This window comes from Desulfovibrio sp. OH1186_COT-070, from assembly GCF_003860215.1.
Classification (GTDB): Bacteria; Desulfobacterota; Desulfovibrionia; order Desulfovibrionales; family Desulfovibrionaceae; genus Desulfovibrio.
In genome coordinates, this window is sequence record NZ_RQYH01000005.1 from 1 (window position 1) to 14,795 (window position 14,795).

Annotated in this window: 10 protein-coding genes, 1 tRNA gene and 1 pseudogene; 10 read left to right on the forward strand and 2 right to left on the reverse strand. The window is 54.1% G+C overall.

All coding sequences use genetic code 11. From position 1 onward, the window contains the following. Positions 1-253, forward strand: a pseudogene (locus EII23_RS02645) (transposase); the annotation flags it as partial. A gap of 316 nt (positions 254-569) precedes the next feature. On the opposite strand, the gene EII23_RS02650 reads toward EII23_RS02645, so the two are convergent. Next, positions 570-647 (reverse strand) — tRNA-Pro (locus EII23_RS02650). Between the two features lie 124 nt (positions 648-771). Here EII23_RS02650 and EII23_RS02655 point away from each other — a divergent pair. The 7 genes from EII23_RS02655 to EII23_RS02685 all read left to right on the forward strand — a co-directional run bounded on the left by EII23_RS02655 (position 772) and on the right by EII23_RS02685 (position 10,070). Next, positions 772-1,836, forward strand: a complete 1,065-nt coding sequence (locus EII23_RS02655) for a chemotaxis response regulator protein-glutamate methylesterase (RefSeq protein ID WP_124791845.1) — start codon at positions 772-774, stop codon at positions 1,834-1,836. Between the two features lie 27 nt (positions 1,837-1,863). Then, complete coding sequence (locus EII23_RS02660) at positions 1,864-3,792, forward strand: HEAT repeat domain-containing protein (protein ID WP_260424560.1); 1,929 nt, start codon at positions 1,864-1,866, stop codon at positions 3,790-3,792. 509 nt (positions 3,793-4,301) lie between these two features. Beyond that, on the forward strand, positions 4,302-5,138 hold the full coding sequence (locus tag EII23_RS13340; RefSeq protein ID WP_260424572.1) for a protein-glutamate O-methyltransferase CheR: 837 nt from the start codon (positions 4,302-4,304) through the stop codon (positions 5,136-5,138). 2 nt (positions 5,139-5,140) lie between these two features. After that, positions 5,141-5,917, forward strand: coding sequence for a ParA family protein (locus EII23_RS02670; protein WP_124791847.1), 777 nt, complete (start codon positions 5,141-5,143; stop codon positions 5,915-5,917). A 92-nt stretch (positions 5,918-6,009) separates the two neighbouring features. Continuing rightward, the gene (locus tag EII23_RS02675; protein WP_260424561.1) at positions 6,010-6,603 is read left to right on the forward strand and encodes a chemotaxis protein CheW; all 594 of its coding nucleotides are present in this window, start codon (positions 6,010-6,012) and stop codon (positions 6,601-6,603) included. A 57-nt stretch (positions 6,604-6,660) separates the two neighbouring features. Further along, the gene (locus EII23_RS02680; protein ID WP_124791849.1) at positions 6,661-7,029 is read left to right on the forward strand and encodes a response regulator; all 369 of its coding nucleotides are present in this window, start codon (positions 6,661-6,663) and stop codon (positions 7,027-7,029) included. Between the two features lie 68 nt (positions 7,030-7,097). Next, positions 7,098-10,070, forward strand: a complete 2,973-nt coding sequence (locus EII23_RS02685; protein WP_124791850.1) for a chemotaxis protein CheA — start codon at positions 7,098-7,100, stop codon at positions 10,068-10,070. A gap of 190 nt (positions 10,071-10,260) precedes the next feature. Here EII23_RS02685 and EII23_RS02690 read toward each other — a convergent pair whose 3' ends face one another. Next, positions 10,261-11,907: a BCCT family transporter gene (locus EII23_RS02690; RefSeq protein ID WP_124791851.1), complete on the reverse strand. Its 1,647-nt coding sequence runs from the start codon at positions 11,905-11,907 to the stop codon at positions 10,261-10,263. A 392-nt stretch (positions 11,908-12,299) separates the two neighbouring features. On the opposite strand from EII23_RS02690, the gene EII23_RS02695 reads away from it, so the two are divergent. Both EII23_RS02695 and EII23_RS02700 read left to right on the forward strand, forming a co-directional pair. Next, a complete protein-coding gene (locus EII23_RS02695; RefSeq protein WP_124791852.1) occupies positions 12,300-14,189 on the forward strand; it encodes an alkaline phosphatase family protein in 1,890 nt (629 codons plus the stop codon). 11 nt (positions 14,190-14,200) lie between these two features. Next, entirely contained in the window at positions 14,201-14,755 is a 555-nt protein-coding gene (locus EII23_RS02700) for a hypothetical protein (RefSeq protein WP_124791853.1), read from the forward strand. Positions 14,756-14,795 lie beyond the last annotated feature (40 nt).

Below are 14,795 nucleotides of genomic sequence, written 5' to 3' on the forward strand. Positions count from 1 at the left end.
GCAAGCTTGATTTGCGGGAAGCCTTCATTGACGGGACATTCGCCCCGGCAAAAAAGGGGGCCGTGCCGTTGGTAAAACCAAACGCGGCAAGGGCACCAAGATCATGGCAGTGGCAGACGCTGCTGGTTTTCCTCTCGCCCTTCACGTGGCAAGCGCGTCGCCTCATGAAGTGATCTTGGTGGAAGACACCTTGGACCGCACGTTCACCAATGAGCTTCCAGGCCGTTTGTTCGGCGATAAAGCCTACGACAGCGACAAACGCCTTGTCGTAACATACCAGTTTCATGCAGAAAACTTTCTGGCAATGGCGCAACTGGGCTGCATCATGATTTTGCTCAGATTGATTATGAGATGACTTCTACAGGTTGCGCGTACGCGTACTTTGCGGGCAGGAAATATGAATTCGGCCGGAAAGGGTTCTCTGGGCTTCCGCCCCTCTTTTGGGTGTAGACCCTGTAGACCCGGTATGGCCAAGCCGACTCTCATCAACGACAAAGTCCCCCGCCTCAAGAGCAGGGGACTTTGTCGTTGAACGCGGACAGCATTTGCGCGCCGCCGTTTGATTTTTCTGGTCGGGATGGCGCGATTTGAACGCGCGGCCTCAGCGTCCCGAACGCTGCGCTCTAGCCAAGCTGAGCCACATCCCGTGGTTGCGGAAGATATGCGAGCAGCCACAAATTGGCAAGTCATTTTTTGTTGTAAAACTGCCTGTTCTGACGTAAGGGATTGAATGAACTTGAGGGAATGCATAACCAAAAACGGAGCGTGGGGATGATTCGGGTTCTTGTTGTGGATGACTCCGCCTTCATGCGTAACGCCATTGTTTCTCTTCTGGAAAAAGACCCGAACATCAAGGTCGTTGGAACCGCTCATGACGGGCAGGATGCCCTCAAAAAAGCAGCGGACATTGATGCGGATGTCATGACGCTGGATGTGGAGATGCCCCGGCTGGACGGACTGGGCACGCTGCAGGCCCTCATGAAAAGCACTCCCCTCCCTGTGTTGATGATCAGTTCGCTGACAGAGAGCGGCGCCGAAAGCACCCTGAAAGCCATGGAGTTCGGTGCGCTGGATTTTATTCCCAAGACAATGAGCAACGACAAGGAAGTTTTTGGCGAAGAACTGCGGCGCAAAGTAACCGCTCTTGCCCGCCGCAAAAGCATCATCAAGCTCAAATACAGACGCATCTCCACTCCCCCGGCAGCAATTCCCAAAGCCCCACAGGTGGGCGCAGCCAGTTATGCCCAGTCGCCCTGCCGCGGGCCACGCGACCTTGTGGTCATCGGCGTATCCACAGGCGGCCCGCCTGTTGTGCAAAAAATTCTTTCCGCACTGCCGGCGGATCTGCCCGCCTGCATACTCATTGCCCAGCACATGCCTGCGGCTTTTACCGGCCCCTTTGCCAAACGCCTTGACGGCGTGTGCAAAATCACCGTGACCGAAGCCGTTGACGGAGACAAGTTCAAGCTCGGGCATGCCTATGTGTGCCCGGGCGGAAAGCATATCGGCATCCGTATGCGGGGCGCCCTGCCGGAAATCTCCGTCACGGAGGAACCGCGCGATGCCCTCTACAAGCCCACAGTCAACCTGCTTATGGAGACTGCGGGCAAGGCCATGGGGCGTCGGACGCTTGGCGTCATGCTCACCGGCATGGGGGCTGATGGGTGCGAAGGAGCGAAAGTTCTCAGAGAAACAGGCGGTTGCCTTATTGCCCAAAGCGAGGCTTCGTGCGTTGTCTATGGCATGCCCAAGGCTGTTGTGGACGCCAAGCTCGCCAATCAGATTCTTGACGCGGACGATATTGCCAATGCCATCATCACGGGCGTCAAGGGCTGACGCACAGCGAAGAGAAAAGGAGCGAACGTGCCAAATACGCAACAAAACCCTTCGCAGGTTATGGAAGCCCTGCAGTCAGGCGATCATGAGGTTATCCGCAGTGCCGCCTTTGCCGCAGGAGACATGCAGCTTCAAGAGGCCACTCCCCTGCTGTGCCAGCACATCAAAAGCGACAGCATCGGGGTGCAGGAGGCGGCGGAATTTGCCCTGCGCAAAATTCGCGGGCCACAGGTTGTCGCGGCCCTTCTGCCCCTGCTGAACAGCGAGGACGCGCCCGTCCGCAACGTGAGCATGGATATTCTGCGCGAAATCGGTTCTGACGGCATGGAAAGCCTGCAAACATATCTGCATGATGACGATGTGGACCTGCGCATCTTCATCACGGATATTTTGGGCTATTGCCGCACCCCGCAAGCCATTGCCCTGCTCAATCGAGCCCTGCTCAAGGATCCGGAGGTCAACGTCCGCTATCAGGCTGCGGTGAGTCTGGGCAATCTGGCATCTCCGGAATCCGTCGATGCCCTTTGCCAGGCGGTTCATGATGAGGAATGGGTTCAGTTTGCCGCAGTTGAAGCCCTGGCAAAAATCAGGGATCATTCCGCAGCCAGCGGGCTGGTAAAACTTTTGCCGCAGGCAACGCCCTTGGTAAGTTCTGCCATCATTGATGCCTTGGGCGATCTCGGCGATGTGAAGTCCATACCACTGCTCTTCAACTCGCTGGAAAACGTCACTGCCGCCCTGCGGCACAAAATCGTCAAGGCCATCGTGCAAATCCTGACAGGGCGCTCGCTGGCCCTGCTGACCGGAAAATCGAAAGAACGCCTGCGCACCTACCTTGTGGATGCCCTGACGGAAACAGACGATGACATTTTGCTGGCGGCCCTGGAAGGGCTGGCCGCCATTGGCAACGACGACTGCACCGAAGCTGTTATCAGCCGGGCGCTCTCTCTTGATGCGGAAAGAGAGCCGGAACTGTATGAAGCGGCAATCCAGGCCATTGCCTCCATCGGGTATAACGATACCGTGCGAGATGCACTGCGCAGCGATGACGAACAGCGCATTCTGGTCATGATGGATGTTTGCCGCCTGATGAACGATCACCGGACAATCGACGAACTCAAAAAAATCTACTGGAGAGCCAATACAGACATTTCTAGGGCTGCCATCGCCATTGTCGCACAGCTTGCCGACTGCACGGACATGTCGTTTTTCATGTCCGTCATGGAAGAATCGAACGATGCAGAAGCGCTGAAAAATGTGCTGATATTTCTGGGCAACCAGCCCTCGTGCCCCGAAGTGGACGAACTGGTCTTCAGCCAGATTGACCACCGATATGTTGACGTAAAAGAAATGGCCCTGGAAGCCTGCATCAACTTGGCCAGCCCGGCGCTCAACGCCCGGTTCAAAGAGCGGGCCTGGAGTGATGACGCGCAGCAGCGCATGATGGCAGTGTACGCTCTGGGGCGGTACAACCTGATCGAAAACTTTCATGAAATCGCAAGCGCACTTTCGGACGAATCGCCGCGAGTCCGCCAAGTGGCTGTTGAGGCTTTTCAGAACATCGGGAGCCAGGCTGGAGAATATCTTTCCCTTCTTGTGCCCCTTCTTGAAGACCCCGACAAGGATGTGCGCCTCGCACTGGTGGATATTTTGGGGCACATCGGCGCGGAGGCCATACCCCACGTCATGAACGCGCTTCGCGATGAAAACGACTGGGTCAAAATCAGGGCGATGGAGGCCCTGGGGGCGCAAAAAATAGCAGAGTGCGTTCCCATGCTTGCGCAGATACTGGAAAACGGCAGCCCCATCGTTGCCCTGAAAAGCATTGAAACCTTGGGGAAAATCGGCGGGAATATTGCCTTTGGTGTATTGCTGGGCATCATGAACCATGAAGATCCTGAAATCCAGCATGCCGCGGCTGACGCAGTGGCGGCGATCCAGTCCGAGCAGGAGTAGCTATGTCCCAACCTCCCACTTTTCTGTCGAAAACGCTGAACAGCACGCCCTCTGGCAACCAGAGAAGTGCCGCTGACGGTTCTTCTGCAACATCCAAAACGCCGCTGCAAGCCGCACCTTCATCCCCCCTCCAGGGCCGCTTTTCCGCTTTCCCCAGAACGGAATCTCCATCTGCGCCCGCCGCTCCCCCGGCAAGCGGCTTGCGTTCTCCTCTTTCGTCTGCGCCCGCGCCACAGCCCGGTCAAAGCTTCCCTGTGCGCGCCACCACAGGGGCGGACACTCCGGCCCAGTCCAGCCGCTTTTCTTCTGCCCGACCGGCATCGCCCGGCCTGTTGGGGGAAAAAACGCCCGCCCGTCCCTTTGCCAAGCCCAACCTGCCGCAATCACCCTTTTCCCGTCCGCAGCAAACTGCGCCGTCTCCCCTGCGCACCCCCCTGACCCCCTCCACGGCTTTTCGCTCGCAGACAGCCGGGACAGCGCCGCAGGCGACCTCCCCGTTTCGCAAGGAACTGCAAGTTTCAGATGAAGAATTCCTCCAACTGAGAGATTTCATTTACAAACAGTGCGGAATATTTATTGCTGAAAATCGCAAATATTTGGTGGAAAACAGACTTTCCAACCGCATCAAAGCCCTCAACCTCAAAAGTTACCACGAATATTACAATTATCTGCGTTATGATGCCAGCCGTGGTACGGAATTGAACAAACTTTTTGAAGTTGTCACGACCAACGAAACAAGTTTTTTCCGCAATCCTCCGCAACTTGAAATTTTTCAAAAAAACGTGATGCCCGGCATTCTTGACAAATGCCGCTCTGCGGGACGCAAAAAATTGCGGATATGGTCTGCAGGCTGCTCCACCGGTGAAGAACCATACACCTTGGCCATTATCTTGCATGAACTCCTGAAAGGAGAAATTGCCGGATGGGATATAAAAATCACCGCCAATGACCTTTCTGCGGCAGTCTTGGCCGCGGCCCAGCGGGGCGTCTACAACGAATATACATTGCGCACGACCCCCAAAAACCTTGTTGAAAGCTATTTTCTCAAAGACGGCCAGCAATATAAAATCCTTCCCGAAGTCAAAAGACTCGTGGCATTCGGGCAGATCAACCTCAACGACAAGGCCCAGCTTCAGCGGGTGGAAAAGTCGCAGATTGTGTTTTGCCGCAATGTTATCATCTATTTTGACGATGAAATGAAGCGCAAGGTCATCAGCGCCTTTTACGACAATCTTGAGATCAATGGAGCTTTGCTTATCGGGCACTCAGAGTCTCTGCACAACATCAGCCGCGCTTTCCACATGGAGCACCACAAGGGCACGATCATTTATCGCAAATTGGGGTAAGCATGGCCGCAAAGGTGCTGGCTATCGCCAATCAGAAAGGAGGGGTCGGCAAAACCACAACAGCCGTCACTTTGGGCAGTGCGCTGGCGCGGGCGGGGAAAAAAGTTCTTTTGCTCGACCTGGATCCCCATGCCTGTGCGACCTTGCATGCCAGAATCTATGCGCAAGACATCGGGCACAGTCTGCACGATCTTTTTCTGGCAGAAGAAAGCCAATGGCCGGAGTTGTGGAACAAAATCATCCGTGCAAACGCCCTGGCGCACATTGATATAGCGCCGGGCAGCATCCGCCTGGCGGAGCTTGAGCTGGATTTGCGCGAACGCAAGGGCAAGGGTGCCATTCTTCTTCGGGGAATGCGGCATGTTCTTCCCCAGTACGACTATATTGTTCTGGATTGTCCCCCGCATGTCGGAATCCTGCTGGTCAATGCGCTTGTTGCCGCAGATGTGCTCATTATCCCCATTCAGACAGATTTTTTGGCGTTGCACGGACTGAAGTTACTTTTTGACACGTTGGGCATTCTCAACAAGGCATTGGGAAAGCCGGTATTTTACCGGGCAGTGCCCACCATGTTTGACAAAAGAACAAAGGCCTGCAACCGGGTTTTGGCTCTGTTGCAAGAAAAAATGGGATCTTCCCTGTTCTCGACAATTATAGGAATAGACACACGCTTTCGTGAAGCCAGCGCCCAAGGATGCACGATCTACGACCTTGATGCCAGATCCAGGGGTGCTCTTTGCTACGAATGCCTTGCAAAAGAAGTGATGTCTCTATGGTAAAAACACCTGAAGAATATTTTGCCGCACTGAACTTTGACATGCCCCAAACAACAGGGAGCCATTTTTCCCTGAATGCGGCGGAAGAATCTTTTGTGCAAAAATATCTGGGCAGTGACCTGCTTGCCCATCTCCCTGAGGTGCAGCCAGAGGCGCTCATGCCCTCCGCAGTATTTTCCGCCACACAGGAAAAAACAGTACAAGATCAGAAAGAAAAGCCCCATGCTGACCTGCGCACGCGCCTTTTGTCAGAGAGCAGCGTTCAGATGGTTTCGTTCTATGTGCGGGAGCAGATTTTTTTACTGCCTGTATCGGTGATCGTGGAGGTGTTGCGCCATATGCCTCTGACACGCCTCCCCAGGGCCCCTTCGTTTGTTGCCGGTGTTGTCAATCTGCGCGGCAAGGTTACTCCGCTGCTGTATCTGGATGCCCTGCTGACTCTGGAAAAAAATTACCGCTATACACAAAAAAGCTTTATCATCGTATGCTCCATAAAAGAAATGCATCTCGGGTTTATCATCGACAATGTGCATACCTTGTACACACTCAAACAGGAACAATTTTCATGGAATGCAGAGATACACCTCGGATCTGGAGCAGAATTTTTATGTGGAATTGCTGATATTGAAGGAAAGCTGTACGGGATTGTCAATCCAGATATTATTCTGGAAAAACTGCTGACGGGATAAAGGCATCTCCACTTCGCAGCCTGTTGCGCATAACTCCAACCAGCATGGACGGAAAAAATGAAAAAGCATATCCTCATCGTTGATGACTCGAAAACCATCCGGAATCTGGTCGCCTTTGTCCTGAAAGGAGAGGGCTTCAAAGTCAGCACCGCCGAAGACGGTCAGGACGCCATCGAAAAATTGTATAACCTTGAAGCGGTTGACCTTATCGTTTCCGATGTCAACATGCCCCGCATGGACGGTTTCAGCTTCATCAAACACATCAGGGCACAGGAGGCGTACAAGGACACTCCCATTATTGTGCTTTCCACCGAAGGGCAGGAAAAAGACATCCAGCTCGGTATGAGCCTGGGGGCCAACCTGTACATGGTCAAACCGGCTCAACCGGAAAAAATGGTTCGCAATATAAAGATGCTGCTGGGATAACCGATAAGAAAATCAGGATGCGTCCACCTGGATGCCATACGTTTTCTTGTTAAGGTAAGGTATGCGGTATGAGCCAAGAATTTTGTGATCCGGAACTTTTTTCCGACTTCATTGCGGAAGCGAAAGAGCATCTCGAAACCATTGAGCCCAACCTCTTGGAACTGGAAAAGGCTCCGGATAATCTCGCCCTGCTCAACGATATCTTTCGTCCCATGCACTCTCTCAAGGGGGCATCCGGCTTTCTGGGGCTGAACCGAATCAACCATCTGGCGCACAAGTCCGAGAATATTCTGGATGAGTTGCGCAAAGGGAGCATGGTTGTCACCTCGGAAATTATGGATGTCATCCTGGCCTCCACCGATGCTCTGCGCCAGATGATCGACAATCTGGAAACGAGCAATGCGGAAGGTGATGTCCCTACAGAACATATCATGGCGCAGATAGACGCCATCATGGCCGGAGAAAGCCCTGCCCCCTCTGCGGGACAGGAAGAGCAGGAAGCCGTGTCTGCCCCTTCTGGCGTGGAGGAAAGCACATCCCCCGCACCTGAAGAAACGGTCGCTTCTGCCCCCCCCGCTGCCGCACCTCCCGATCCGGACAAAGCCACGGGCAGCCCCATGAGCGGCAAGGAATGGGTTTTGTCACTGCCTGCTCTGCCGCAATATGCCCTCACGGCTTTTGGCGAAGGGCATTTGAAAGATTTTATTGATGAATCCAATGAAATTATTGAAAATCTGACCAACGGCCTGCTGGATCTGGAAGAAAATCCGACCGGAAAAGAAGACCTGGTCAACGATCTTTTCCGCTATTTTCACAACATGAAGGGCAACAGCGGCATTATCGGCTACCATGAGCTCAATGCCCTGACCCACGAAGCGGAAACCCTGCTCAACAACATTCGGCAGGGCAAGATCACGCCGACCCATGAGCTGATTGACCTGCTCCTTCTTGTGGTCGACGTCATGGAAGCTTTGGTGCAGAAAATTGAAGTGACCAGCGGCAATGCCTCTCCTTTCCAGACAGAGCTTGTGGTCAAACAGCTTCAGGCCGCCTTGGCCGGTGGGCCCATCGAACTGCCCTCCGCCCTGCGCGCCTCGCACGGTGCGCCGCAAGCTGCTGCCCCTGCGGAACAGGAATCTGCCGTTGAAGTGGTGCCCCCGACGATCATTCCTGTGGGCACTGAAAATGATGATGCCGAAGCATTTCGCGTGACCGTGCGCCAGCAGTTTGAAATTATCCGTGCGGCGCTGGAAACCCTCAAGAAGGACGGCAGCCACAAGGAGTCCATCGATGCCATCTACCGCTGCCTGGTCGCGGTCAAGAACGCCTGCGCCTTTGTGGGGCTTGACGAAATCAAGGTCTATGCCGAGCGTACCTCCGGCATCGTGGATCAGGGAAGAAGCAGCGGCATTGACTTTTCGCTGATGATTGATCTTCTGGATCAGGAAGTTTCCATTATTGAAGACATGGTGCAGCAGGCTCTGGACGAAGGAAAGGTGGCTGCTGCCGCTTCCGACACTCCTGCCCCTGCCGCCCCCGTTGCGCCCCCTGCCACAGAAGAGAAAAAAAGCCCGCAACCGGAGGCACAAGCTTCTCCTGCGCCGGAAAAGCCGGCCGCCGCACCTGCCCAACAGGCAGCGCCGCCCCCCAAGGCCGCACCCGCAGTGCCTGCTGCTTCAGCACCTTCAGCGCCTGCGTCCCCTCCTGCTCCCAAGGCTCCCGCCGCTCCCCCGGCAGCGCCTCCCAAGGGGTCGGCTCCTGCGGCAGGTAAGGCCGCTCCGGCTGCGGAAGGACACAAGAGTTCCTCCACCATTCGCGTGGATCACGAGCGCCTTGACCATCTCATGAACCTCATTGGCGAACTGATCATCAACCGCAACCGGTATACCCTGATCGCACGCTCCCTTGAGGGTGACGGGCGCAACATTGATGTTGCCCACGTTGCCCAGGACCTTTCAGAAACGACCTATGCCATGGCCCGCATTTCCGACGACCTGCAAGACACCATCATGAAGGTGCGCATGATGCCGGTATCGTCGGTTTTTTCCCGCTTCCCCCGTCTTGTGCGTGATCTTTCACGCAAAAGCGGCAAAGAGGTGGATCTGGTCATGGAAGGCGAAGAAACAGAACTCGACAAGAGCGTTGTTGAGGTCATTGGCGACCCGCTGGTACATCTGATCCGCAACTCTGTCGACCACGGCATAGAGCCTGAAGACGTGCGCATCGCGGCGGGCAAGCCCCCCAAAGGCAAGGTTACCCTCCGCGCGTTCCACAAGGGCAATTCTGTCGCCATTGAAATTGAAGATGACGGCAAGGGCATTGACCCGGCAAAAATGCGCGAAGTCGCTGTTCGCAAGGGCATCATATCTGCCGAAGAAGCTGCCCAGCTTGACGACAGGGAAGCCGTTGAACTGATTTTTGCCCCCGGCTTTTCCTCGGCCGAAACAATTACGGACATTTCCGGCCGGGGCGTCGGCATGGACGTGGTGCGCACCAATATCAAGAACCTCAAGGGCAGCGTCAGCACCAATTCCGAACTGGGCAAGGGCACGCGCTTCACGCTGAGCCTCCCGCTCACACTTGCCATCATTGACGCCCTTATGGTCAATGTGTCCGGGCAAATGTACGCCATCCCCCTGGATGCGGTTTCGGAAACGACAAAAATCGAAGCCGAACGCCTTACGGACGTCAAGGGGCGCAAAGCCGTTACCCTGCGCGGCGAAGTGCTTGGCATTGTGGAGCTTGCCGAAATGCTGTCTCTGCCGCGCACCACCCCCCTGCCCGATGTGCTTTCTGTGGTGGTTATCCATGACAATGACCGGCGCCTGGGGCTTGTTGTGGATCGGCTTCTGGAGCGGCAGGAAATCGTTATCAAGCCGCTTGGTGCGTATCTCGGTGATCTGAAAGGCATTTCCGGTGCCACTATCATGGGAGACGGCTCTGTAATCCTGATTCTGGATCCCCATGAGATTTATCTCATGTCGACCTCCAAAGCCGCCATGGCTCCTGCAGGCGAGTCGGGAAAAAGCAAGCCTGTCTGACGAGACAGAGGGTAACCTCCTTTCTCCTGAGACAGGCAACGCCGTACCAGCGTAACGACGTTGATTCTTTACTTTCTGCCCCGGAGAAATGCGCAAAAAAACAAGCTTACGCGGCCTGCAGGGCTGCGTAAGCTTGTTTTTTCATGTTGTTTTGGCTTTGTGCTACGAAAAGTGCGAAAATTTCTGGACACTACCGAGGCATGCCCGAATCGTGGTGCACCATTCTGGAAAAGTGCGGGGGAACAGGAGCGCCTGCCATCTCCTCTTCTGGCGTGGGTTTGCTGCAGTATCTGAGAGCAAAGCCACCCTCTTCCTTCAATATACGCAACCAGCAGGCAGTTACCAGAAGCACAGGCAAAACCATCAGAGCACCGGAGAAGTTGCCGAACATTTTGGCAACTCCCAGCCCTCCCATGGAAATGAGGCCAAGCGCCAACAGGCACAGCGCCAGGCACCATATGGTACGGTGCCATTTGTCCGGTTCCGAGGCGGGCCCAAGGCGTACGGTAGCTGTGCTGGCGCACACATAAGAACCGGCGTTCACGGTTGTGGCAAGAAAAATCGTCGAAAGCAGGGCGTACGCCACGAGCACCGCCCCCTTGAAAGGCAAGGTTCCCAAAACGGCGATCATGGCTGCCGCGCCGCCTTGATCCTTGAGGATAGCCACAGCGTCCAGAATACCTTCACGCTGTACATACAGAGAGTAAGAACCGAAAACGCCGTGAATGAGGCAGGCTCCGGCCACAGTGCTGGCCGTGCCCCAGAGAATGATTTCACGCACGGTGCGTCCGCGCGAGATGCGTGCGATGAACAGCCCCATGAAAGGTCCGAACCCGGCCCAAAATAAGGCGTAGAAAATGGTCCAATCACGAGGGAAGGATCCACCTGTCCACGGATCCGTCCAAAATACCATATTGGGATAGTTGCCGAGCCATTTGCCAAAGGCGTTTGTGAAAATATTGAACAACTGCACTGTCGGTCCACAAAAAAAGCAGTACAGCACCAGAACCAGAGCCAGAAATATATTGAAGTTGCTCAACCACTTGATCCCGCGATCTAGGCCCTTGTATACTGTATACCCGGCAACAAGACCACTGAACACAAGGATAGTCACCTGCGTGCCCAGTGACGGATCAATGCCGAACACACCCCGCAGAGCAAAAGCCACGGTGGGAAGAGAAATGCACATGGTCACCGCTGTGCAGAACATCAAGCCCAGAATAAAAAAAACGTCCAGGCAGCGCCCGATCAGGCCCCGCGCTTGCCGCTCGCCGATAATGGGTGCTGTGGCTGTGCTGATGCGCAAAAAAGGGGCTTTGCGTATATACAACATGTATGCGATAGGCAGAGAGGTGATGAGATAGGTGCACCAGGCATTCGGTCCCCAGTGCATCAGCAAATACGCCAAAGCCCAATCATACGCATCCACACTCATTGATTCGGCATACTGCGGAGGGCTCAGAATGTCCCACAAGGGTTCGGTGATGGCCCAGAACATAATGGCTCCGCCCACAGCGGAACAGAAAATCATGGCTGACCAGCTTATAATGCCGAACTCCGGCTTTTCATGGCGTTCGCCGAATTTTATGTTGCCCCAGCGGCTCAGGGCAAAATAGAAGCACATGGCTATAAGGCCTACGGTAATCCACAAATACAATGTGCCAAAATTGGCTGCCAGCGGGTTGTAGACAGCCGTAAAAAAATCTTCCGTGCGTTTGGGAATGATGAGTGCTGGAACACTGATGAGCAAAATGACAATAATGCTCGGAGCAAGTATGCCCCAATCCGGCCGCAGATCCACATTCCCTTGTACTGTTGGCGTCTGATCACTGCTCATATGACTTTCTCCAGGACAAAGTTGTGAAAATTGTTCTCTGCCATGCACTCCCCCGGATACAAACATTGTGCCAACACTCACGAGCAACAATAATGCCCTTTCTGCGTCCTTTTGAAAAAAATTTTTGTTATTCACGACATTTTTGTCACAATTAGTGACATTTGTTGTTATCTTATTTTTTGCATTGGTTTTTTAATAGTTAAGGACTTTTTTGATATCACGCGACAATTTTGTCTTTTTTGCCTGTGCAGTTTGTGCGCAAAATCCCACTATACACTTCCGGGTAGCGTACATGCCGCTTTTTCGGCCCCCTCAGCCGAAGCTTGGCATATTTTTTGGATGGGCTCGGCAATACGCCATAACCCGGCGATAGCCGGCCAAGGAGAATTGTTATGACCGTAAAAGCAAAGCGTGTCGCAGTTATCGGTTTTGATTGCTTGATTCCCAAGCGTTTGATGAAAATGCTGGACGAAGGCGGATTGGACAACTTTCGCCGCTTTCTGAATGAAGGAAGCTTCATTCCCGATGGCTACAATTTGCCCACGGTAACTCCACCTTCCTGGGCCACCATCTGCACGGGCGCCTATCCTCGTACTCATGGCGTTGAAGACTACTATTACTACCATGAGGGCCAGTCGCTGGACTACAAGTTTACTTCGCAGGCTTTTGGGTCCGATATCATGACAGCTGAAACCATTTGGGACTGTTGGGATAAAGCCGGGAAAAAGTGTATTGTCGTCAATTATCCCATGGCTTGGCCCTCACACATGAAAAATGGGATCATGGTCATGGGGCAGGGCCTTTCTCCCGCCGAAACACGCTGGCCGTTGCACGGCAACGAACACAAGGAATTTCTCGCCTCGGAAGGCGTCATCTCCACGGAATTCTATCCCATGGGCGTGCAGGGAACTTTTGATAGCGCCAAGGGCTGGAAAAACCTGCCTGACGATATGGATGAACCTCTTGATATGACGGTCAGGATCCGTTTCAAGGAAGGTATTGATCCCATCGAAGACCAGGAATGGCACGTGCTGGCATGGCAAAGCGGCGATGACGGCTATGACCGTATCACGATCGCCCCTGAAAAAGATTTCGGCAAAGCCTTTTTTACCATCTCACCTCGTCAATGGAGCGAACCGGTGCAGCATGATTTCAAGGTCATTTCCGATGGACGCATCGAAAAGGGCGTTTTTCGCTGCAAATTGATGCAATTGTCTGATGACGCAGAAGATTTCAAGCTGTATATTTCGGGCATATCCGGTCGCACCCAGTTTATTGCCCCTGCCAGTGCTGCTGAACAGATTGATTTTTCCAAGCAAATTACAGCAAACGACATTGGATTGGTAGCTTTTTTACACGGAATCATCGACACCGAGACAGTGTGCGAACTGGTGGAATTTCATAGCGCATGGCTCTGGAACACTATCGAAGCCCTGCTCAAGACCAATCCCGACTGGGATTTGTTCTATATGCACTCCCACCCCATCGACTGGTTTTATCACGGCTGGATGAGCGAACTGGACAGCAAGGATGATGCGGTACGCACCGCCGCGGAAAAGATGGAACGCCATATCTATACTGTGGAAGACCGCCTGCTGGGCAAACTTATGGAAATCATGGGAGACGAAACCCTGATCTGCTGCTGCTCTGACCACGGAGCCACCCCCTTGGGGCCGATTCTGAATACTGCCCATGCGCTGAAGCAAGCCGGCCTGTGTTCTTACGAACCAAAGAAATCCGAAAATTTCTGGGATATTTATGAAGAAACCGAGGGTTTCAACTATCAGTTGGATGTAAGCCAGTCCAAGGCTGTGCCCCAGCGCTACATGTTTGTGTATGTGAATCTGAAGGGAAAATATCCCGGCGGGATTGTAGCGCCTGAGGACTACGAAAAAGTGCGTTCTGAAATCATTGATGCCCTGCTTGACTACCGCCACCCCGACACCGGCGAACGCCCCGTGCTCATCGCTGTGCGCCGTGAAGACGCACATGTTTTCGGTATGGGTGGCGCGCAGGCCGGTGACGTGGTTTATGTACTCAAACCCGAATATATGGCTGAGCATGGCTATGGCCTGCCCACCGGAGAATCCGGCTGCGGCAGCTTGAAAAATCTGCTCATGTTCCGCGGTCCCAACGTCAAGAAAGGCTATGTCTATCCCCGTCCGCGCTGGCTTGCCGATATTGTACCCACGCTGTGCTACATGGCGGGCCAGCCTGTGCCTGCTGACACGGAAGGCGCGCCCATCTATCAGATTATGGAAGACCCCAACCTTGTGAAATAGGAGAAAATCTGATGGCCGAAAAAAAAGCCATACTTGTTGACGCCGCTGGCATGAACCTCGCCGCCTCCGGTGAGGCGACAGACAAGCTGAACAAAAAAGCCGCTGTTCTCGTCAAGGGCGATCCTACTGGAATTGTTGACAAGGCCGTAGCGTTGGGCGCTGTGAAAGTTGATGCCGCCGCTCTGGCCCAAACTCTGGAGAACACAGCCTTTGCCGTGACCTCCGGAGGAGAAGATGCTGTCGCCGCGGCTCTGGATGCCGCCAATCGCCGCACTGTAGTAGTGGTCGCCGCCAAAGACGGTATCGCCTTTTACGGCATGGGGATCAATGGCAAAGCCGGCAAGGTGGTGCGCCCCGCCACTGCCGGGGATATTGTTCTGACCATTGCCACTCTGGTGGATTTGCCCATTACCGAAAACTGCACTGCCGCCATTGTCTACCAGGTACTCAAGGATCCGAACATGAAACTCAACGAAATCATCAAACTGCGAGAGGCTCTTGCGCGCATGGAATCCGTGATCGAACGCAATAACCGCGAGCCATGGGACAAGCACGACTGCGCCTGAACATTATTTTTCCGACACAGGGCGGCCATCGCCCCTGTCA

Coding starts and splice junctions, on each gene's coding strand:
- EII23_RS02655 (WP_124791845.1), top strand. CDS start 772: ATGATTCGGGTTCTTGTTGTGGATGACTCCGCCTTCATGCGTAACGCC.
- EII23_RS02670 (WP_124791847.1), top strand. CDS start 5,141: ATGGCCGCAAAGGTGCTGGCTATCGCCAATCAGAAAGGAGGGGTCGGC.
- EII23_RS02680 (WP_124791849.1), top strand. CDS start 6,661: ATGAAAAAGCATATCCTCATCGTTGATGACTCGAAAACCATCCGGAAT.
- EII23_RS02685 (WP_124791850.1), top strand. CDS start 7,098: ATGAGCCAAGAATTTTGTGATCCGGAACTTTTTTCCGACTTCATTGCG.
- EII23_RS02690 (WP_124791851.1), bottom strand. CDS start 11,907: ATGAGCAGTGATCAGACGCCAACAGTACAAGGGAATGTGGATCTGCGG.
- EII23_RS02695 (WP_124791852.1), top strand. CDS start 12,300: ATGACCGTAAAAGCAAAGCGTGTCGCAGTTATCGGTTTTGATTGCTTG.
- EII23_RS02700 (WP_124791853.1), top strand. CDS start 14,201: ATGGCCGAAAAAAAAGCCATACTTGTTGACGCCGCTGGCATGAACCTC.